The 19,975-nt window shown below is 71.6% G+C and carries 16 protein-coding genes and 2 pseudogenes; 12 read left to right on the plus strand and 6 right to left on the minus strand.

Annotated elements, in window-relative coordinates; all coding sequences use genetic code 11:
• The first annotated feature begins 106 nt into the window (after window positions 1–106).
• Window positions 107–1,654: a cytochrome P450 gene (locus ABZ027_RS24440; protein WP_356771759.1), complete on the plus strand. Its 1,548-nt coding sequence runs from the start codon at window positions 107–109 to the stop codon at window positions 1,652–1,654.
• Here the strand turns inward: ABZ027_RS24440 and ABZ027_RS24445 are convergent.
• Window positions 1,648–2,637 carry an RluA family pseudouridine synthase gene (locus tag ABZ027_RS24445; RefSeq protein WP_356771761.1) on the minus strand — a complete coding sequence of 330 codons (990 nt, stop codon included), beginning with the start codon at window positions 2,635–2,637 and terminating at the stop codon, window positions 1,648–1,650. The two genes, ABZ027_RS24440 and ABZ027_RS24445, sit on opposite strands and share 7 nt — an antisense overlap.
• 136 nt (window positions 2,638–2,773) lie before the next feature.
• Here ABZ027_RS24445 and ABZ027_RS24450 point away from each other — a divergent pair, with 136 nt between their 5' ends.
• The gene (locus tag ABZ027_RS24450) at window positions 2,774–3,292 is read left to right on the plus strand and encodes a hypothetical protein (protein ID WP_356771763.1); all 519 of its coding nucleotides are present in this window, start codon (window positions 2,774–2,776) and stop codon (window positions 3,290–3,292) included.
• 52 nt (window positions 3,293–3,344) lie between these two features.
• Here the strand turns inward: ABZ027_RS24450 and ABZ027_RS24455 are convergent, their stop codons facing one another.
• Entirely contained in the window at window positions 3,345–4,880 is a 1,536-nt protein-coding gene (locus ABZ027_RS24455) for an amino acid permease (protein WP_356771765.1), read from the minus strand.
• 326 nt (window positions 4,881–5,206) lie between these two features.
• Between ABZ027_RS24455 and ABZ027_RS24460 the strand changes: the two are divergent.
• Together ABZ027_RS24460 and ABZ027_RS24465 are read left to right on the plus strand one after the other, a co-directional pair.
• Window positions 5,207–5,409, plus strand: a pseudogene (locus ABZ027_RS24460) (hypothetical protein); the annotation flags it as partial.
• A gap of 52 nt (window positions 5,410–5,461) precedes the next feature.
• Window positions 5,462–5,761 (plus strand): annotated as a pseudogene (locus ABZ027_RS24465) (ABC transporter permease); the annotation flags it as partial.
• 11 nt (window positions 5,762–5,772) lie between these two features.
• On the opposite strand, the gene ABZ027_RS24470 reads toward ABZ027_RS24465, so the two are convergent.
• Together ABZ027_RS24470 and ABZ027_RS24475 are read right to left on the minus strand one after the other, a co-directional pair.
• The gene (locus ABZ027_RS24470) at window positions 5,773–6,618 is read right to left on the minus strand and encodes a siderophore-interacting protein (RefSeq protein WP_356771767.1); all 846 of its coding nucleotides are present in this window, start codon (window positions 6,616–6,618) and stop codon (window positions 5,773–5,775) included.
• A 142-nt stretch (window positions 6,619–6,760) separates the two neighbouring features.
• Window positions 6,761–7,690, minus strand: a complete 930-nt coding sequence (locus ABZ027_RS24475; RefSeq protein WP_356771769.1) for a 5'-3' exonuclease — start codon at window positions 7,688–7,690, stop codon at window positions 6,761–6,763.
• A gap of 218 nt (window positions 7,691–7,908) precedes the next feature.
• On the opposite strand from ABZ027_RS24475, the gene ABZ027_RS24480 reads away from it, so the two are divergent.
• The 6 genes from ABZ027_RS24480 (at window position 7,909) to ABZ027_RS24505 (ending at window position 15,550) form a co-directional block, all read left to right on the plus strand.
• Entirely contained in the window at window positions 7,909–8,988 is a 1,080-nt protein-coding gene (locus tag ABZ027_RS24480; protein ID WP_356771771.1) for a glycine betaine/L-proline ABC transporter ATP-binding protein, read from the plus strand.
• Complete coding sequence (locus tag ABZ027_RS24485; protein WP_356771773.1) at window positions 8,981–11,596, plus strand: ABC transporter permease/substrate binding protein; 2,616 nt, start codon at window positions 8,981–8,983, stop codon at window positions 11,594–11,596. The genes ABZ027_RS24480 and ABZ027_RS24485 overlap by 8 nt, the downstream gene beginning before the upstream one ends.
• A 446-nt stretch (window positions 11,597–12,042) precedes the next feature.
• The gene (locus tag ABZ027_RS24490; RefSeq protein ID WP_356771775.1) at window positions 12,043–12,612 is read left to right on the plus strand and encodes an XRE family transcriptional regulator; all 570 of its coding nucleotides are present in this window, start codon (window positions 12,043–12,045) and stop codon (window positions 12,610–12,612) included.
• Window positions 12,612–13,331 carry a helical backbone metal receptor gene (locus tag ABZ027_RS24495; protein WP_356771777.1) on the plus strand — a complete coding sequence of 240 codons (720 nt, stop codon included), beginning with the start codon at window positions 12,612–12,614 and terminating at the stop codon, window positions 13,329–13,331. The genes ABZ027_RS24490 and ABZ027_RS24495 overlap by 1 nt, the downstream gene beginning before the upstream one ends.
• A gap of 151 nt (window positions 13,332–13,482) precedes the next feature.
• Window positions 13,483–14,430 (plus strand): LysR family transcriptional regulator, encoded by a 948-nt coding sequence (locus tag ABZ027_RS24500; protein WP_356771779.1) that lies wholly within the window; start codon window positions 13,483–13,485, stop codon window positions 14,428–14,430.
• 154 nt (window positions 14,431–14,584) lie between these two features.
• The gene (locus ABZ027_RS24505; RefSeq protein ID WP_356771781.1) at window positions 14,585–15,550 is read left to right on the plus strand and encodes an aminoglycoside phosphotransferase family protein; all 966 of its coding nucleotides are present in this window, start codon (window positions 14,585–14,587) and stop codon (window positions 15,548–15,550) included.
• Between the two features lie 68 nt (window positions 15,551–15,618).
• Here the strand turns inward: ABZ027_RS24505 and ABZ027_RS24510 are convergent, their stop codons facing one another.
• Both ABZ027_RS24510 and ABZ027_RS24515 read right to left on the minus strand, forming a co-directional pair.
• Window positions 15,619–16,308 carry a gamma-glutamyl-gamma-aminobutyrate hydrolase family protein gene (locus ABZ027_RS24510; protein WP_356771783.1) on the minus strand — a complete coding sequence of 230 codons (690 nt, stop codon included), beginning with the start codon at window positions 16,306–16,308 and terminating at the stop codon, window positions 15,619–15,621.
• A gap of 93 nt (window positions 16,309–16,401) precedes the next feature.
• Window positions 16,402–17,136 carry an FCD domain-containing protein gene (locus tag ABZ027_RS24515; RefSeq protein WP_356771785.1) on the minus strand — a complete coding sequence of 245 codons (735 nt, stop codon included), beginning with the start codon at window positions 17,134–17,136 and terminating at the stop codon, window positions 16,402–16,404.
• 85 nt (window positions 17,137–17,221) lie between these two features.
• Here ABZ027_RS24515 and ABZ027_RS24520 point away from each other — a divergent pair, with 85 nt between their 5' ends.
• Window positions 17,222–18,592 carry a glutamine synthetase family protein gene (locus tag ABZ027_RS24520; protein ID WP_356771787.1) on the plus strand — a complete coding sequence of 457 codons (1,371 nt, stop codon included), beginning with the start codon at window positions 17,222–17,224 and terminating at the stop codon, window positions 18,590–18,592.
• Window positions 18,593–18,601: 9 nt separating this feature from the next.
• Complete coding sequence (locus ABZ027_RS24525) at window positions 18,602–19,972, plus strand: aldehyde dehydrogenase family protein (RefSeq protein ID WP_356771789.1); 1,371 nt, start codon at window positions 18,602–18,604, stop codon at window positions 19,970–19,972.
• Window positions 19,973–19,975 lie beyond the last annotated feature (3 nt).

Here is a 19,975-nt window from a genome sequence, read left to right on the forward strand (position 1 = left end):
CCCGGGACAGCCCCCGGCCCCCGAGCCCGCGCTCCAGACCCACCCGCATGCCCGCCCATGTCCCCCACACAGACACAGACACCGGATCCACTTCGGAGCGATCACTGTGACGCCTGAATCCCACCCCCCGGCCGGTACGGACCCCGGCCTCGCCCCGCCCCCCGGCTGCCCCGCCCACGGCCGAGGCCCCGGCGGGCTGCGCCGGCTCTACGGCCCCGACGCGGACAACCTCAGCGCCCTCTACGAACAACTCCGGGACGAACACGGCCCGGTGGCCCCCGTGCTGCTCCATGACGACGTGCCGATGTGGGTGGTGCTCGGCCACGCCGAGAACCTGCACATGGTGCGCACGCCCTCGCAGTTCTGCCGGGACAGCCGCATCTGGACCCCGTTCCTGGACGGCATGGTCAAGCCCGACCACCCGCTGATGCCGCACATCGCCTGGCAGCCCATCGCCGCGCACGTCGAGGGCGACGAACACCTCAGGCTGCGCGGCGCGGTCAACGGCGCCATCTCGACCATCGACCCCCGCGGCATCCGCCGGCACATCAACCGCTACACCCAGCGCCTGGTCAACCGGTTCTGCGAGCAGGGCACCGCCGACCTGGTCAGCCAGTTCGCCGAGCACCTGCCGATGGCGGTGATGTGCGAGATCCTCGGCATGCCCGACGAGTACAACGACCGCATCGTCCAGGCCGCCCGCGACATGCTCCGGGGCACCGAGACCGCGATCGCCAGCAACGCGTACATCATGGACGCCCTCGGCCGGCTCACCGCACGTCGTCGCGCCCAGCCCGAGGAGGACTTCACCAGCTACCTCATCAACCACCCGGCGCGGCTCTCCGACGACGAGGTCCGCGAGCACCTGCGGCTGGTGCTGATCGCCGCCTACGAGGCCACCGCCAACCTCATCGCCAACGTGCTGCGCATGGTGCTCACCGATCCCCGTTTCCGCGCCCAGCTCAACGGCGGTCAGATGACGGTGCCGGAGGCGGTCGAGCAGTCCCTGTGGGACGAGCCTCCGTTCAGCTCGATCTTCGCCTACTTCGCCAAGCAGGACACCGAGTTGGGCGGTCAGCGCATCCGCAGGGGCGACGGGCTGCTCTTCGGTATCGCGCCGGGCAACGTCGACCCGCGGGTGCGTCCCGACCTCGCCGCCCACATGCAGGGCAACCGTTCCCACCTCGCCTTCGGCGGCGGGCCGCACGAGTGCCCCGGCCAGGACATCGGGCGTGCCATCGCCGACACCGGCGTGGACGCGCTGCTGATGCGGCTGCCTGACGTCGAACTCGACTGCGCCGAGGACGAGTTGGCGTGGACGGAGTCGATGTCCTCACGCCACCTGGTGGAACTGCCGTCCCGGTTCGCGCCGAAGCCGCCGCAGGACGTGCTGCTCACGCCGGGCCACCTGCCGGTTCCGTCGCAGCGCAACTCGTGGCAGGTCGGCACCCATCAGCCGGAGCGGGCAGCTGCGGCCGGGCAGCATACGGCACCACGTTCACCGCATTCGGCATCGCAGGCGACCGCCGCCGCACCGCAGCCGACCGCCGCGCCACAGTCGGCCGTCACCCGGCCGCAGCCCGCCTCGGCGTCCGAACCGGCCCGCCCGCAGGGCGCCTGGCGCCGCCTTGTGCGCTGGTGGCGTGGCTACTGACCGGCGGCCCAACCGTCGTACGACGTCCAGGCCCGCAGCACCCGCCCGCTGCGGAACCGGTGCTCCACCCCCGTGACCGGGTCGGTGAACTCCAGGACCCGCGCCAGCAGTTGGAGCGGTCGCCGAAAGTCATCGGCCGGCCGGGGATCGGCCACCACCGGGTAGAGCGGGTCCCCGAGGATCGGCACGCCGAGGGTGTTCATGTGGACCCGCAACTGGTGGGTCTGCCCGGTGGCGGGGACCAGCCGGTAGCGGGCGAGCCCGTGCTCGTCGCCGCCCGTACCGCTGTCCCCGCCACTGCCGCCGCCGGGCCGCTCGGCGAGTTCGACGCGGCTGATCGCGTTCGGCTCGCCGGGCACCTCGTAGGCGGCGAGTACCCCGCGCTCCTTCACGATCCGGCTGCGCACGGTGTGCGGCAGGGCGAGTTCGGAGGCGTAGGGGGCGACGGCCTCGTACTCCTTGTGCACCAGCCGGTCGCGGAACAGCGACTGGTAGGCGCCCCGTTCCTCGGGCCGTACCGTGAACAGCACGAGCCCCGCGGTGAGCCGGTCCAGCCGGTGCGCGGCGCTGAGCGTGGGAATGCCCAGCTCCCGGCGCAGCCGGGCCAGCGCGGTCTCGGTGACATGGCTGCCGCGCGGGGTGGTGGCCAGGAAGTGCGGCTTGTCGGCGACGACGATGTGCTCGTCGCGGTGGACGATCTCCACCGGGAACGGCACCGGCACCTCGGCGCGCAGCTCCCGGTGGAACCACACGAACATGCCCGGCACGTACGCCGCGTCCACGGCCACCGCCCGGCCGTCCGCCCCGACGACCCGGCCCGTGTCGAACATCCCCTCGACGACACCGGCCTCGGCCGCGAGCCGCTCCACCAGATGCTCGCGCACCGTGGCCCAGGACCCGCCGGCGGGCAGCCGCACCCGCACCGGATCCACCCCTTCGCGCTGCGGCAGGGGAGCGGGCGGGATCCGGGTCTTTCGTCTCATCGGGATCAAGCGTACGAGGCCGACGGCGCCGCCATCCGCTCCGGCACTGGAGGTCGCACCCCGTAGCTCCCGCACGGACGGGCGGCGTGCGGGGCGGATCTTGCACCGGCGGCCCGGCCGCTCATAGGCTGACGCGATGGGGCTCTTCGACAAGCTGACCGGAACCGCATATCCCGTCGACGGTGTCGCACCGGTCCCGGCCGAGGAGGTGCGGGCAGCCCTGCTCGGCCTCAACCGGCCCGATGTCCCGTACGTCGTCCGCGCGGGCGCCGCGGACGACGGGGCCGCGGACCTGGTCGCGGAGTGGCGGTTGGCGGAGCCCGCCTGGCAGCCCCTCTTCGTCGCGTCGCAGCTGACCCGCGCAGTGCGGATCGGGCTGCGTCTGGTTCACAAGGGCCATGAGGTGCGCGCCCTCGAGGAAGGGTGGCAGGTCACCCGAGTCGGGAATCCACCGAAGCTGAAGGTCTCCGGGGCGTACACGCGCGGGCCGGACCGTACCGTGTCCCGCCACCTGAAGATCCAACGCGGGGAGAGTGGCCGACTCGAAGCGACCGAGACCTTCCGCTTCGACAGCTCGGAACTGCGCGACCCGCTGCGCGACACCGTCCTCAAGTCGGGCTGGACCTGGCGCGGAGTGGTCTTCGGCAGGCTGTGAGGCCGCCCGGCGGGGTCCCTGCCCGCCGCCTCGGCGCACGGACAGGGTGACGTCATCGACCTGCCGGAGCAGTTCGTTCTCGTTGTGCCCGCCACGCCCGGTATCCGGCGCCCGCGCCCACGGTGAGCAGGAGGAACAACACGGTGAACCACTGGAAGTACCAGTGCCCGCCCGCCGGGTCGTACACCGCCGCCCGCGGCCAGGCCAGGTTGACCGTCATGAGCAGGCCGTACAGGAGGGCCAGGGCGTTGACCGGGACGCCCCAGCGGCCGAGGGAGAAGAGGCGGGTGCCCGCCTCGTCGGTGCCCTCGACGGAGAACTCGCCGCGCAGCCGACGGACCAGCAGGGGGCCGGTGACCATCGCGTAGGCCAGGTACAGCATCACGATGCAGGTGGTGCCGATGGCCAGGAACGCTTCCGGGGAGGCGAAGTTGAGCAGCAGCAGGGTCGCCGCGAGGACACCGACCACCAGGGCCGGGGCGCTCGGCATGCCGGTGCGCGGGTTGACGCGGGCGAGGCGGCCGGAGAACGGCAGCTGGCCGTCGCGGGCCATCGAGAACAGCATGCGGCAGGCCGCCGTCTGGATCGCGAGGGTCGCCACCGCGATCGCCACCACCACGTCGGCGAGCAGGACCCGGCCCACTCCGTCGCCCAGGCTGCTGGTGAGGACGTAACTCAGGCCGTCGACCGCCAGGTGGCCGTCGGTCAGGCTGGGCGCGGCGAGCAGGCCGCCGAGGATGATCAGTCCGCCGAGCAGGCCGGCCGCGCCGAGCGCGGTGAGGATCGTGCGGGGCGCGGTGCGGCGCGGATCGCGGGTCTCCTCGCTCATCTCGCCCGCGCTGTCGAAACCGATCATCACGTACGCCGCCGTGAACGAACCCACCAGCAAGGCCCCGAACAGGCCGGACTGGGCGGCGCCCGTGGCGTGGAAGGTGATGCCGGGGGAGCGTTCGGAGTGGGTCAGCAGCAGGACGACGATCAGGACGGCGCCGATGATCTCGGCGGTGACGCCGACCCGGTTGATCACGGACATCACGCGGTTGTCCAGGATGTTCACCAGTGTGGTCAGGGCCAGCAGGATCACCCCGAGGACGGCCGCGTTGGCCGCGCCGTCCGCCGAGACGGGTGACGGGTCGGTGCCGATCAGCTGGAAGCCCGACCAGATCGCGGGCAGCACCACCTGGAGCGCCAGCGCGGCCGCCGCGACCACCACGATCTGCCCGATCACCATGATCCAGCCCGCGAACCAGCCGAAGGTGAGGTTCGACAGACGCGAGGACCACTGGTAGATGGCGCCGGAGATCGGATAGCGCGCGGCCAGTTCCGCGAAGCAGGCGGCCACCAGCAGCTGCCCGACCAGGACTGCGGGCCAGGCCCAGAAGAAGACGGGGCCGCCGAACGCGTACCCGAAGGCGAAGAACTGGAAGACGGTGGTCAGGACGGAGATGAAGGAGAACCCGGCCGCGAACGACGCGTACCGGCCCAGGCTGCGGTGCAGTTCCTGGCGGTAGCCGAACTCCGCGAGGGAGCGGTCGGCGGAGGAGTGGGGCGGGTCGGGGCGTACGTCGGAGGGAGCGGTTGTCGTCACGGCGGCACCTGCCTTCGGCGCGAAGGAACGGAGCGGGGGAGAGAAGCGGGGCAGAGCTGAGAAGGGCGGAGACCGGGGCGAAGCGGAGGAGAACGAACGCGGAGCCGGGGCAGGAGCGGAGTTCCTGTCGGGTGACAGAAATTAGGGACGGGCTGTTTCGGCCGCGTCACGCGGTCATGTCCGCATCGGTCCCAAGTCCTCACGGTCTGGCCGCACCGGAGCTGTCGCGATATGTCGCGTGTTTTGACGTCTCGGTGGCGGGGCCCCGACTGGGGCGCGGCCACCGTGGCCGGCCGCGACGTGCTGCGCCGCCCTGACCGGCCGCGGCCGCCGTGGTCGACCGCGACGTGCTGCGCCGCCCCGACCGGGTGCGCCGCGCGATCGGCGTGAGGACTCGGCGCTGGCCGCCCGACCAGAACTGCGGTGCCGACACGTCCGCCACCGGCCGCGGAACTTCCCACTCCGGGGCAGGCCCCACGGCTTGCGGGGTGCCGCGCTCGGCCGCCGTGCCGATGAGTTGCTGGAGCGCCTCACCCTCGACGACGCGGCCCGGCGCCCCCGTGAAGGGCTACTCCGGTGGCATCGGCGTCGTGCTGCTCGGGCTCGGCGGGGCCGACTACCCTGCTGGCGTCGGCGGGATCGCCGTCCGGGTGTTGTCCAGTGCCGTCATGTCGCCCGCGCGGATGCCGTGTAGAAACAGCGCATCGCCGACTCCAACCCGCTCGACTGGGCGATGGTGGCGGGTCGTTCGGCGATGCGGGGATCCGGACTGGGGCGAGGTGCTCAGCCGGGGCGGCGGGGCCGGGGGGCTGCTCGCACTGGCGGTGGCCCCGGTATGGCTGTCGATCCGTACCTTCCGCTCGTATCAGCGGTCGGTGTGATCCGCCTCGGGTCAGGAGGTCGCGGGAGCGCCCTCCTGCTCCGCCTCGATGCGCGCGTTCCAGTCCCGCTTGGAGGCCTGCCAGCCGTCCTCGTTGTGACCCAGGCGCCAGTAACCCGAGATCGAAAGGTCCTCGCGCGCGACCCCGCGCTCGACGCGGAGCAGGTGGCGCAGTTCCTTCACGAAGTGCGCCTCGCCGTGCACGAACGCGTGCACCCGGCCCTCCGGGAATTCCAGCGACCGTACGGCCTCGACCAGTGCCTCGCCGACGGGCCGCCCGCCGCGGTGCAGCCAGGCGACCTCCACGTCGGAGTCGATCTTCTGCTCCTCCTCCGGCCCGGAGACCTCCACGAAGGCATGGGCCCGGGCGCCGGCCGGCAACGCCTCCAGGGATCGCGCGATCGCGGGCAGCGCGCTCTCGTCGCCGACGAGCAGATGCCAGTCGGCGCCCGGGTCCGGGGCGTACGCGCCGCCGGGGCCCATGAAGCGGACCGTCTCGCCCGGCCGCACCCGCAGTGCCCAGGGGCCGGCCAGGCCCTCGTCGCCGTGGATCACGAAGTCGAGCGTCAGCTCGCGGTGTTCGGCGTCCCAGGCACGCACGGTGTACGTCCGGGTCACCGGCCACTGCTCACGCGGGAACTCCTCGCGGATCCGCTCCATGTCGAAGGGCTCCGGGTACACCGCCCCGCCGGCCGGGAAGAGCAGCTTCACATAGTGATCGGTGCAGGTGTCCGGGGAGAACTCGGCCAGGCCCTCGCCGCCGAGCACCACGCGCTGCATGTGGGGAGTCAGCCGTTCGGTGCGGATGACCTGCGCGGTGTGCGGTGTGCGCGGCTTGCGTCCCGGTCGTTCTGCCATGGCGGCCTCCCTGATCCTAGTTAGGCTAACCTAACTTAACATCTCCCCCGGTGGAAGCGCCCCATGCGGGAGGCCTCGGTCTCTTTAGCGGAAGTTTGCCCGCCTTCGGGGGAGACCCGCCCAGGGGAAACGAGATCACTTTTCACGCCGCGAGAGTGGCGAGCAGTCGCTGCAATGATCCCCCCAGCCCCCAGCGTGCCGCCAGCTCCTCCAGCGCGACCGGATCGCGCGGGGTGCGCGGCAGCGCCGTGTCGGCCTCCGGCAGCGGGACGTCGTCCGCGACCCGGATGACCGTCGGGGCCACCGCCACATACGCCCGTGACTCATCCAGGCGCCGACGCTGCGACGGCGTCAGCTTCGCCTTCGGGTCGTCGACCGCGGCCATGATCCGGGCCACGTCACCGAACTCGGCGAGCAGTTTGGCGGCCGTCTTCTCGCCGATGCCGGGCACGCCCGGCAGACCGTCGCTCGGGTCGCCGCGCAGCAGCGCCAGATCCGCGTAGCCCCTGCCGTCGACGCCGTACTTCTCGCGCAGCCACGCCTCGTCCGTCACCTGCAGCGTGCCCACGCCCTTGAGCGGGTACAGCACGCGCACGCCGCGGGCGTCGTCCACCAGCTGGTACAGGTCGCGGTCGCCGGTGACGATGTCGACCGGGCCCGTCGCGCGCGCCGTGAACGTGCCGATCACGTCGTCGGCCTCGTACCGGGGGACGCCCACGCGCGCGATGCCGAGCGCGTCGAGGACGGCCTCGATGACCGGCACCTGCGGCGAGAGGGTGTCCGGCACCTCTTCCTCGTCCGGACCCACCTCGCGCTCCTCGGCGACACGGTGCGCCTTGTAGGAGGGGATGAGGTCGACCCGCCACTGCGGCCGCCAGTCGGCGTCCATGCACGCCACCAGATGGTCGGGGCGGTGGTCCTTGACCAGACGGTCGATGAACTCGAGGAGTCCGCGCACGGCGTTCACCGGTGTGCCGTCGGGAGCTTTCACGGACTCCGGGACGCCGAAGTAGGCGCGGAAGTAGAGCGAGGCGGTGTCGAGGAGCATCAGTTGTCCGGTCACGCCACGCATCTTGCCGTACACCACTGACAACCACCGGCAACCGCCCGGCAGCCACCAGACGCACCCGGCATGTGCGCGCGCGGACGTAAACGTCCTGTGAACTGGAACACGACCGCGTTTGGCTGAAAGACGTCTGGGCAGGCGCCGACTCGGAGAGAAGCCGGTTGCCCTTTCAACTGATCGCGGCCCTTCGTCTCCGCTTCTGCCCGCTGAGACGAGAGGTACGCGTGTCATCCAGACTTGAGGCCGCAGAACTTTACAAGGTGTTCGGAAGACGACCGGACAACGCTGTCGAGCGGCTCCGGAACGGAGCCGACCGGGAGGAACTGCGTTCCGACGGCGCCACCGCCGCCGTGATCGACGCCTCCTTCACCGTGGAACCCGGCGAGATCTTCGTCGTGATGGGTCTGTCCGGCTCCGGCAAGTCCACCCTGCTGCGGATGCTCAACGGGCTCCTCGAGCCGACCGCGGGCCACGTCCGTTTCGACGACCAGGACCTGACCACCCTGAGCGACCGTGCTCTGCGTGAGGTCCGCGCGCACAAGATCAGCATGGTCTTCCAGCACTTCGCGCTGTTCCCGCACCGCAGCGTCCTGGAGAACGCCGCCTACGGTCTGGCCGTCCAGGGCGTTGCCCGGCGCGAGCGCGAGGAGCGGGCCGCCGAGGCGCTCGCCCTGTGCGGACTGGCAGGCTGGGAGAAGTCCTGGCCCGACGAGCTGTCCGGCGGCATGCAGCAGCGCGTGGGCCTGGCCCGCGCCCTCGCCACCGACGCCGACCTGCTGCTCATGGACGAGTCCTTCAGCGCGCTGGACCCGCTGATCCGCCGTGACATGCAGGACCAGCTCCTCCAGCTCCAGAAGTCCCTGAGGAAGACGATCGTCTTCATCACCCATGACCTCAACGAGGCCATGCGGCTCGGCGACCGGATCGCCGTCATGCGTGACGGCCGTATCGTCCAGATCGGCACGGCGGAGGACATCCTGGTCCGGCCCGCCGACGACTACGTCGCCTCCTTCACCAAGGACGTCGACCGCTCCCGCGTGCTCACCGCCTCCTCCGTCATGGACACCTCCGTCTCGGGCGGCAGCCCCGGCTGCAGTTGTGAGACCGCCACGGCCGACACCTCGTTCGCCGAGCTCTGCGCGATCAGCGCCCGCCTGCCGCACCGCGTCTCAGTGGTGGACAAGGACAACCAGGTCATCGGTGTCGTGCCGAAAGAGCGGCTGGTCCGTTTCCTCGGCGACGAGACCGGCGAACCCGTCACGTGCGACAACCCTGACGGCAAGAAGGTGGTGACCCTTGCCTAGGATCCCGCTCGGCGACTGGGTCAACGACGCGGTCAACTGGCTGCTCGGCCACATGTCCTGGCTCTTCGACTTCTTCAAGACCGTCTTCACCGGCACCTACGACGGCATCAACGCCGTCCTCCAGGCACCCGAACCCCTGCTGCTCGCGGGCATCTTCGCGGTGCTCGCGTTCTGGCTGCGCGGCACCCTCGCCGGTGTCCTCACCTTCGCGGGATTCGCCTTCATCGACTCCCTCGAACTGTGGGACGACGCGATGGTGACCCTCTCGCTGGTCCTCGTCGCCACGATCATCGCGCTGGTGATATCCGTGCCGGTGGGCATCTGGGCGGCGCGCTCCGACCGGGTCAGCGGACTGGTCCGGCCGGTCCTGGACTTCATGCAGACGCTGCCCGCGATGATCTACCTCATCCCGGCGATCCTGTTCTTCGGCACCGGCGCCCCCGCGGGCATCGTCGCCACCCTGATCTTCGCCCTCGCCCCGGGCGTGCGCATGACCGAGCTCGGCATCCGCCAGGTCGACAAGGAACTGGTCGAGGCGGCCGACGCGTTCGGCACCACGCCCCGTGACGTCCTGCTGCGGGTCCAGCTGCCGCTGGCGCTGCCCACCGTCATGGCGGGCGTCAACCAGGTCATCATGCTCGGCCTGTCCATGGCCGCGATCGCCGGCATGGTCGGCACCGGCGGCCTCGGCGGCGACGTCAACCAGGCCATCGGCCAGCTCAACGTCGGCCTCGGCTCCGAAGCCGGTGTCGCGATCGTGATCCTCGCGATCTACCTCGACCGCATGACCAGCGCCCTGGGCACCCAGGTCTCCCCGCTGGGCCGCCGTGCCGCCGCCAAGGCGCGTGCCGCGCAGGGCCTGAAGATCTGGTCGTACCGGCCCCGCCCGCAGTTCGCGGTGATCGGTGTCGTGGTCCTCGCCCTGGTGGCGGGCGGTATGGGCGTCTTCGGCGGCGACGGAGGCGGGTCCGCCGTCGCCGACGGCAAGGACGTCGGCAAGGGCAAGAAGGTCACCATCGGCTACATCCCCTGGGACGAGGGCGTCGCCTCCACCTTCCTGTGGAAGGAGATCCTGGAGCAGCGCGGCTTCGAGGTGGAGGCCAAGCAGCTCGACGCCGGTCCGCTCTACACCTCCCTGGCCCAGGGCAGTGTCGACTTCCAGACCGACGCCTGGCTGCCGACCACCCATGAGCAGTACTGGAAGAAGTACGGCAGCAAGCTCGACGACCTCGGAGCCTGGTACGGCCAGACCTCCCTGGAGCTGACCGTGCCCTCGTACATGAAGGACATCAACTCCCTGGCGGACCTCAAGGGCAAGGGAGCCACCTTCGGCGGGAAGATCACCGGCATCGAGTCCAGCGCCGGCATGATGTCCCTGCTGAAGAGCAAGGTCCTCAAGGCGTACGGCCTCGACAAGGAGTACAAGGTCGTCGACAGCTCCACGCCGGCGATGCTGGCCGAGCTCAAGCGGGCGTACAGCAAGAAGGAACCGATCGTCGTCACGCTGTGGTCGCCGCACTGGGCGTACAGCGACTACGACCTGAAGAAGCTGAAGGACCCCAAGGGCGCCTGGGGCAAGGGCGACGCGGTGCACACCGTCGCCCGCAAGGGTTTCGCGGCCGACAACCCCGTGGCCGGCACGTGGCTGAAGAACTTCAAGATGGACGAGAAGCAGCTCACCAGCCTCGAGTCCGAGATCAACAAGGCGGGCGAGGGCAAGCAGCAGGACGCCGTCCGTGCCTGGCTGAAGCAGAACCCGGGCGTCGTCGACAAGCTGGCCCCGGTTACCGGCGGCTCCGGCTCGACTCCCGCGGAGGCCAAGCGTCCGCTGAACGTGGCCTGGTTCCCGTGGGACGAGGACATCGCCGTCACCTACCTCTGGAAGAACGTCCTGGAGCGGCGCGGCTACAAGCTCAACCTGAAGCAGATGGACGTCGGCCCGGTCTACACCGGCCTCGCCGCCGGTGACCTCGACCTCAACTTCGACGCCTGGCTGCCGTACGCGCAGAAGAACTACTGGGACAAGAGCAAGGACAGACTCGCCGACCTGGGCACCTGGTACCAGCCGACCTCGCTGGAGGTCGCGGTCCCCTCGTACGTCAAGGGCGTGAAGTCCTACGAGGACCTCAAGGGCAAGGCCGACCTCTTCGACGGGAAGATCATCGGCATCGAGCCGGGCACCGGCGAGATGAACCTGCTGAAGACGAAGGTCCTGCCCGGCTACGGCCTGGACAAGGAGTACGACGTCGTCGACGGCTCCACGCCCGCGATGCTCGCCGAGCTCAAGCGCGCCTACGCCAAGAAGGAGCCCGTCGCGGTCGTCCTGTGGTCGCCGCACTGGGCGTACAGCCAGTACGACCTCACCAAGCTGAAGGACGACAAGAAGCTCTTCGGCGAGGGCAACACCATCCGCACGATCGCCAACGAGAAGTTCCCCGGGCAGTACCCGCAGCTCACCAAGTGGATCAAGAACTTCAGGATGAGCGAGGACGAGCTCGGCAGCCTGGAGGCCGAGATCACCCAGCGCGGACAGGGCCAGGAGCAGGAGGCGGTCGCCGACTGGCTGAAGGAGCATCCGGAGATGGTCGACCGGATGACCCCGCAGTAACGGCCGTACCGCAGTCGCCCGAGGGGTGGGCCTCCCCACGCGTCCTGACAGCGTGTGGCGGGGCCCACCCCTCGGGTCATGTCCAGGTCCCACGGTCCTGTCCGGGTCCCACGGAAAGGTTCCGGCCAACCACAGAGAGCTACGCCCCTGCCCGAGCTTCGACGTACGGTGTGAACAGGCGGTGGAGCTGCGCCCGCCCACCCCACTGGAGGACGGCGATCCCGGTGTTCGTCCGGCTGATCCGGGGCCGATCCGCTGGCGCGAACCGTGAGTCCGGCCGCGGACGGCGGGAGGCAGATGTGACGGCCGCGTGAAACGGTCCGCCGAACATGCGTAGGGTGCAGAGAGGTCAGCAGGAGCGATCTGCGCCGGCCGGGGCAGAAGAAGAACAAGCCGGGGCGCGGGAAGAACAAGTGGCCCGACGGGACGAGGAGGGAGCCGGAGCGATGGGCGACCACAAAGAACAGCCTCTGCGGGTGGGCGCGGCCGTGCGCCGCCGACGCCGGGCGCTGGAGCTCACCCTCGCCGTCGTGGCCGAACGCAGCGGTCTGTCGGTCCCCTTCCTGAGCCAGATCGAGAACGAACGCGCGCGCCCCAGCCAGAGCTCGCTCGAGAAGGTCGCCGACGCGCTGCGCACCACCGCTGTGGAACTCCTGGCCGCCGCCGACCCGGCGTGCAGCGTCGATGTGGTCCGCGCGGAGGACGGCGAGCAGCCGCTGCTCGTGCCCCAGATGCGGTCCCTGGTGCGCGGCCACCATCAGATGCACGCCTCGGAGTTCACCGGCGACCACGAGGCGGGCCGTGAGTTCCAGTACCGCAACGACCAGTTGATGTACGTCGCCGACGGCGCCGTGGAGATCGAGGCGGAGGGACGTGCGTACCGGCTGGGTCGCGGCGACACCCTGTACCTCACCGGCGGCGTGCGCCACCGCTGGCGGGCGACGGTGGCCGACACCCGCGTGATCGTCGTCGCGGTCGCCGAGCACATCGAGGCGGTCCGGGACCGGCGGCGGTAGTGCGGGTCGTCTCGCTCGTCCCCTCGCTCACGGAGGCCGTCGCCGTCACCGTCCCGGGCGCGCTCGTCGGCGCCACGGACTGGTGCGCGCATCCGGCGGACCTCGACGTCGCCCGCGTCCGCGGCACCAAGAATCCCGACCTCGAACGGATCGTCTCTCTGGCCCCCGATCTGGTGATCGCCAACGAGGAGGAGAACCGGGCCCCCGACCTGGCGGCGCTGCGCTCGGCCGGCGTCGAGGTGTTGGTGACGGAGGTGCGCGGGGTACCGCAGGCCCTGAGCGAGTTGGCACGGGTGCTGGAGGCGTGCGGGGCGCGGCACCGGCCCCGCTGGCTGGCGGAGGCGGAGGAGGCCTGGTCGGCGCCGCGAGCCCTGGAATCCCGTACGACGGCGGTCGTGCCGATCTGGCGCCGACCGTGGATGGTGCTGGGCCGGGACACCTTCGCCGGCGACGTGCTGGCCCGCCTGGGCGTCGACCACCTGTACGCCACCCACGCCGAGCGCTATCCGAGGATCCCGGTCGAAGACCTGCGGGACGCCGCCCCGGACGTGGTCGTCCTCCCGGACGAGCCCTACCGCTTCACGGCCGACGACGGTCCCGAGGCCTTCCCGGGCGTGCCCTGCGCGCTGGTCAGCGGACGGCACCTGACGTGGTACGGGCCGTCGCTGGCCGAGGCGCCACGGGTGCTGGGCGAGGCGCTGCGAGCAGCTCGCCGCTGACCGGGCCGCGCGCGGTGTGCACGGCGGTAGCGGACGGGGTGGGCACGGAGGTGGTGGGCCGGGCGGCTGCCTGGACGACGTACGGGGAGGGCGGCGGTCGGGGCGGCCCGCGACCCGGCAGTTTCGCCAGGTCAAGGCATAAGCTGTCCTTATGAGCGGCGCGGAGGGGCAGCAGGGCCAGGCACACGCGGGATCGGTGGCGGGTGGCGGCTCGCTCGCGCACCGGGTGCCCGATCTGGGGGCGCTGGAGCTGTTGCTGGCGGTGGCGCGGCTCGGCAGCCTGGGCGCGGCGGCGCGGGAGCTGGGGATCACCCAACCGGCCGCCAGCAGCCGGATCCGTTCCATGGAACGCCAGCTGGGGGTGGCGCTGGTGGACCGTTCGCCGCGCGGCTCCCGGCTGACCGACGCCGGCGCGCTGGTGACGGACTGGGCGCGGCGGATCGTGGCGGCGGCGGAGGCCTTCGACGCGGGCGCGCAGGCGCTGCGGCACCGTCGTGACTCCCGGCTGCGGGTGGCGGCGAGCATGACGATCGCCGAGTACCTGCTCCCGGGCTGGCTCCTCGCGCTGCGCGCCCAGCGGCCGGACACCGCGGTGTCGCTGCTCGCGGGCAACTCGACGGTGGTGGCGGAGCGGTTGCTGGCCGACGAGGCGGACCTGGGCTTCGTGGAGGGGCTCACGGTGCCGACCGGCCTGGACTCCGTGGTCATCGCGCACGACCACCTGATCGTGGTGACGGCACCGGATCACCCCTGGGCCCGCCGTCGCCGTCCCCTGGAGGCCTCGGAGCTCGCGGTGACGCCGTTGATCCTGCGGGAGAAGGGATCGGGGACCCGGCAGGTCCTGGACTCGGCGCTGGGCGGCCTGGCACGGCCACTGATCGAACTGTCGTCCACCACGGCGGTCAAGGCGGCGGCGGTCAGCGGCGCGGGACCGGCGGTCCTGAGCGAACTGGCGGTCGGGGAGGAGCTCGCCATGCGCCGCCTGGTGAAGGTCCCGGTGGAGGGCGTCGCCCTGGCCCGAGACCTGCGCGCGGTATGGCCGACGGGGCACCGCCCGGTGGGGCCGGCGAGGGACTTGCTGTCGCTGACGCGGGGGTAGCTCAGCGGACCCGTCCAACGGGGGTAGCTCAGCGGACCCGTCCAACGGGGGTAGCTCAGCGGACCCGTCCAACGGGGGTAGCTCAGCGGGCCCGTCCAGGCCTGGGGCGAAAATGCTTGGCGCGCTGCCGCAGACGCCCCGCACCATGACAGGCATGCCGCCCTCCGCCCCGCCCGCCACCGGCGTCCGTACCCCCTGGGAACACCTCCCGCAACCGGTACGCGACGCCGTCGCGGGTGTACTCGGCGCCCCCGTCGTCCACGCCGTCACCCAGCCCGGCGGATTCTCTCCCGGTGTCGCCGCCCGCGTCCGCGCCGCCGACGGACGCCGCGCCTTCGTCAAGGCGGTCAGCACGGACACCAACCCGCACAGCCCGCGGCTGCACCGCACCGAGGCCCGCAACGCCGCCGCCCTGCCGCCGGCCGTCCCCGCCCCCCGTCTCCTCGGCACCCACGACGACGGCACCTGGGTCGCCCTCGTCTACCAGGACGTGACCGGCCGCCAGCCTCATGTCCCGTGGCGGGAGCCCGAGTTGCGCCGAGTCCTGGACGCTGTGGGGCAACTCGCCGGCGCCCTCACCCCGTCCCCGCTCGACGTCCCGCCCGCCGCCACCGCTCTCGGCCACACCTTCGACGGCTGGCGCCACCTCCTCGACGAGCAGGAGGCCACCGGGCTGCCACCCGCCCGTCTCGGCGCCTGGACCACCACGCACCTGCCCCGCCTCGCCGACCTGTCGGCGCCCTGGCGCCAGGCCGTCACCGGCGACACCCTCGCCCACGCCGACCTGCGTGCCGACAACATCCTGCTCACCGACGACCGTGTCGTCTTCGTCGACTGGCCGCACGCCCTGCGCGCCGCCCCGTGGTTCGACCTGCTCGTCATGCTGCCCTGCGTCCGCGCCCAGGGCGGCCCGGAACCGGAGGACATGTTCACCCGCCATCCCCTGGGCCGCCAGGCCGACCCGGACGCCGTCACCGCCGCCCTCGCCGGCCTGGCCGGTTTCTTCCTGCGGCACTCCCTGCTGCCCCCGCCCCCGGGCATCCCGGCCCTCCGCGCCTTCCAACGGGCCCAGGGCGACGCCGCCCTGACCTGGCTCAGGCGCCGGCTCACATGGTCGTAGGGCCCTGTCCGACGGCTCAGCGGGGTGTGGCGGGCTGACGGTTCAGCGGGCGTGGCGGCCCTGAGGGTTCAGTGGGGTGTGGCGGCCTCGACCAGCGCCCGCATCACCCGCAGATCGTCGGCCATCTCCGGATGCCACTGCACGCCCATCACCCAGGTCGGGCCGGGCAGCTCGACCGCCTCCACCGTCCCGTCGGCCGCGTAGGCGGAGGGGACCAGATCCCTGCCGAGACGGTCCACGGCCTGGTGGTGGAAGGTCGGCACCGACGACTCCTCGGGGACCACCTCGGCCAACAACGTGCCCGGCACCGGTTTCACCGGGTGCCGTCCGAAGACCCCGGGCACCTCCGCGTGCCCGTCGATGTGCTGGACGAGCGTGCCGCCCAGGGCGACGTTCAGCAGCTGCATGCCCCGGCAGACCCCCAGCAGCGGAAGACCGGCGGCGAGGGCCGCGTCGATCAGGGCGAGCTCCCAGGCGTCCCGCGCGGCAGCGGGCGGGCCGGTGCGCGGGTCGCGTTCGGCGCCGTAGCGGTACGGCTCCACGTCCGGGCCGCCGGCGATCACCAGGCCGTCGAGGCGGGCGACGGTCGCGGCGGCGTGCTCCGGCGCGTCCGGCGGGAGCATCGTCGCGAGTCCACCGGCCCGCTGCACGAGCCGCGGATACCCGGCGGGCAGCAGCGCGGCCTCCAGCTCCCACTGGCCCCAGGCTGCCGCGGCCTCCAGATACGTGCTGACACCGATCAGCGGTCTGCCCGACATGTACCCCTCCGACGCTTCAATGGACTGCGCTCAAACCTTTTCATCCCGGCGCCCTCCGCAACAGCCCCTGCCCCGTCACGCCCGTCACGCCCGTCACGTCAGGAACCCCCGCAGCAGCGCCGCCGTCCCCGCGCAGTGCTCCCGCATCATCTCCCGGGCCCCGTCGGCGTCCTGGTCGAGTACCGCCTCGACCAGCGCGGTGTGCTGACGCTGGGAGTGCTCCAGGTTGCGCACCAGCAGCGGGATGCAGTCGAGGAGGTCGTTCACCGAGGCCCGTACCGCCGCGTACCGCGCGGTCAGCGTGGGTGAGCCGGACAGCTCGGCCAGGGTGAGGTGGAGCAGGGTGTCCAGGCGGCGGTACTCGGACAGCGGCGCGTCCCGCGTCGCCGCCAGGGCGCCCCGAAGTCGGTCCGCCTGCTCCTCCGACAGGCCGTGCGTGGCGCACAGCTCCGCCGCTCCCACCTCCAGCACCTCACGGAAGCGCAGCACGTCCTCGATGTCGACCTCGGCGACCCGCCGCCGCAGCTCGTCCTCGCCGCCGGCATCGGTGCGCGGCAGGACGAACGTTCCGCCGTACCGCCCGCGCCGTGGCTCGACCAGCCCCTGGTCCTGGAGCACCTTCAGGACCTCGCGCAGCGTCACCCGGCTGATCCCGAGCCGCTCCGCCAGCTCCCGCTCGGCCGGCAGCCGCTCACCGCCCGGCACCAGGCCCAGCCGGACGACCTGGAGGATCTGCTCCAGCGCCTCCTCGAAGCCGTTGCCGGCCCGCACCGGTCGCAGCACCGGCGTCAGCCGGTCGCCCGGGCCGCCGTCAGCGTCCAGCGACATATGGCCGCGCCCCCTTCCCAAGCAATGGTTCTCCGCAATACCTTATGGCTTCCGGCTGACCGTAGAAGCCGAAGGAGGCATTTCCGTGGCAGACCGCACACCCCCGCTCGGCGTCGAGGAGCTGCACGCCCTCGTCGCCGGCGGTGAGATCGACACTGTCGTCCTGGCCTTCCCCGACATGCAAGGGCGGCTCCAGGGCAAGCGGTTCGCCGCCCGTTTCTTCCTCGACGAGGTCCTCCACCACGGCACCGAGGGCTGCAACTACCTCCTCGCCGTCGACACCGAGATGAACACCGTCGACGGGTACGCCATGTCCTCCTGGGACAAGGGCTACGGCGACTTCGCGATGCACCCCGACCTGTCCACGCTCCGCCGCGTGCCCTGGAACGCCGGTACGGCGATGCTCATCGCCGACCTCGCCTGGAACGGCGGCTCCCCGGTCGTCGCCGCCCCCCGCCAGATCCTGCGCCGCCAGCTGGAACGTCTCGCCGAGCACGGCCTCACCGCGCAGGTCGGCACCGAGCTGGAGTTCATCGTCTTCAAGGACAGCTACGAGCAGGCCTGGGACGCGAATTACCGAGGGCTGACGCCGGCCAACCAGTACAACATCGACTACTCGGTGCTGGGGACCGGCCGTGTCGAACCCCTGCTGCGCCGCATCCGCAACGAGATGGCCGCCGCCGGCCTCACCGTCGAGTCCGCCAAGGGCGAGTGCAATCCCGGCCAGCACGAGATCGCCTTCCGCTACGACGAGGCCCTGGTCACCTGCGACCAGCACGCCATTTACAAGACCGGCGCCAAGGAGATCGCCGCCCAGGAGGGCGTCTCCCTCACCTTCATGGCCAAGTACAACGAGCGCGAGGGCAACTCCTGTCACATCCACCTCTCGCTCACGGACGCGGCCGGCGCCAACGCCATGGTCGGCTCCGACCAGGACGAGGGCGGCATGTCGGAGGTGATGCGGTACTTCCTCGCCGGTCAGCTGGCCGCGCTGCGGGACTTCTCGCTCCTCTACGCGCCCAACATCAACTCGTACAAGAGGTTCCAGCCGGGCTCCTTCGCCCCGACCGCGGTCGCCTGGGGGTACGACAACCGCACCTGCGCCCTGCGGGTCGTGGGCCACGGCCGTTCCCTGCGCTTCGAGAACCGGCTGCCCGGAGGCGACGTCAACCCGCACCTCGCGGTGGCCGGGCTGGTGGCGGCGGGACTGTACGGCATCGAGCAGAAGCTGGAGCTGCCCGAGGTCTGCACCGGCAACGCCTACGCGGGCGGCTACGCGCACGTCCCCAGCACGCTCCGCGAGGCCGCCGAACTCTGGGAGCACAGCCCGATCGCCAAGGCCGCCTTCGGCGACGAGGTCGTCGCCCACTACCGCAACATGGCACGCGTCGAACTGGACGCCTTCGACGCCGCGGTGACCGACTGGGAGCTGCGCCGCTCCTTCGAACGCATGTGAGGTTCTTCCGTGTCGCACGAGCTTGAGCTGCAGGTCCTCAACCCGGCCACCGAGGAGGTGGTCGCGACCGTCCCGGCCGCCACCGCCGCCGACGTGGACACGGCCGTCGTACGCGCCACCAGGGCACAGGCCGGCTGGGCCGCCCTCGCGCCCGGCGACCGGGCCCGGCTGCTGCGCCGGTTCGCCGTCGCTGTGGACGAACACCTGGAGGAACTCGCCCAGGTGGAGGTCCGGGAGGCCGGACACACCGTCGGCAACGCCCGCTGGGAGGCGGGCAACGTCCGCGACCTGCTCGACTACGCGGCCGGGGGAGTGGAGCGCCTGACCGGGCGCCAGATCCCGGTGCCCGGCGGTCTGGACGTCACCCTCCTCGAACCGCTGGGCGTGGTCGGCGTCATCGCGCCCTGGAACTTCCCGATGCCGATCGCGGCCTGGGGCACGGCGCCGGCGCTCGCGGCGGGCAACGCGGTGATCCTCAAGCCCGCCGAGACGACCCCCCTGACCGCCCTGCGGCTCGCCGAACTCGCCCTGGAGTCGGGCCTCCCGGAGGGCCTCTTCCAGGTATTGCCCGGCCACGGCGCCGTCACCGGCAACGCGCTCGTCGAACACCCCGGCGTGGCGAAGATCGTCTTCACCGGGTCGACAGCGGTGGGCCGGCAGGTGGCGTCGAAAGGGGCCGCGCTGCTCAAGCCGGTCACCCTCGAACTCGGCGGCAAGAGCCCCAACATCGTCTTCTCCGACGCCGACCTCGAAGCGGCGGCGGCAGCCGCACCCATGGCCTTCCTCGACAACTGCGGCCAGGACTGCTGCGCCCGCACCCGCATCCTCGTCCAGCGTTCCGCCTACGACCGTTTCCTGGACCTCCTCGCTCCCGGGATCGAGTCGGTCCGCGTCGGCGACCCGGCCGACGAGCAGACCCAGATGGGCCCCCTGATCTCCAAGGCCCAACGGGACCGCGTGAGTTCCTACGTCGACCCGGACGCCCCCGGTCTTCGCGGCAAGGCCCCCGAAGGCCCCGGCTTCTGGTTCCCGCCCACCCTCCTGACCGGCGTCGACCCGCACGCCCGGGTGGCCGTCGAGGAGGTCTTCGGCCCGGTCGCGGTGGTCCTGCCCTTCGAGGACGAGGCGGAGGCCGTGGCCCTCGCCAACGCCACCGACTACGGCCTCTCCGGCTCCCTGTGGACCCGGGACGTCGGCCGCGCCCTGCGCGTCTCCCAGGCGGTCAGGGCGGGCAACCTGTCCGTCAACTCCCACTCCAGCGTCCGCTACTGGACGCCCTTCGGCGGCTTCAAGCAGTCCGGCATCGGCCGTGAACTGGGCCCGGACGCCCTGACCGCCTTCACCGAGACCAAGAACGTCTTCATCAGCACGGAGGCCTGAACC

Origin of the sequence: Streptomyces sp. NPDC006332, from assembly GCF_040612855.1 — a bacterium.
Taxonomy (GTDB): domain Bacteria; phylum Actinomycetota; class Actinomycetes; order Streptomycetales; family Streptomycetaceae; genus Streptomyces.

Bases quoted from the DNA above. Each gene is read 5' to 3' on its own strand.
- ABZ027_RS24470 (WP_356771767.1), bottom strand. From the start codon at position 6,618: ATGGCAGAACGACCGGGACGCAAGCCGCGCACACCGCACACCGCGCAG.
- ABZ027_RS24515 (WP_356771785.1), bottom strand. From the start codon at position 17,136: ATGTCGCTGGACGCTGACGGCGGCCCGGGCGACCGGCTGACGCCGGTG.
- ABZ027_RS24450 (WP_356771763.1), top strand. From the start codon at position 2,774: ATGGGGCTCTTCGACAAGCTGACCGGAACCGCATATCCCGTCGACGGT.
- ABZ027_RS24445 (WP_356771761.1), bottom strand. From the start codon at position 2,637: ATGAGACGAAAGACCCGGATCCCGCCCGCTCCCCTGCCGCAGCGCGAA.
- ABZ027_RS24505 (WP_356771781.1), top strand. From the start codon at position 14,585: ATGCCGCCCTCCGCCCCGCCCGCCACCGGCGTCCGTACCCCCTGGGAA.
- ABZ027_RS24500 (WP_356771779.1), top strand. From the start codon at position 13,483: ATGAGCGGCGCGGAGGGGCAGCAGGGCCAGGCACACGCGGGATCGGTG.
- ABZ027_RS24475 (WP_356771769.1), bottom strand. From the start codon at position 7,690: ATGCGTGGCGTGACCGGACAACTGATGCTCCTCGACACCGCCTCGCTC.
- ABZ027_RS24510 (WP_356771783.1), bottom strand. From the start codon at position 16,308: ATGTCGGGCAGACCGCTGATCGGTGTCAGCACGTATCTGGAGGCCGCG.
- ABZ027_RS24490 (WP_356771775.1), top strand. From the start codon at position 12,043: ATGGGCGACCACAAAGAACAGCCTCTGCGGGTGGGCGCGGCCGTGCGC.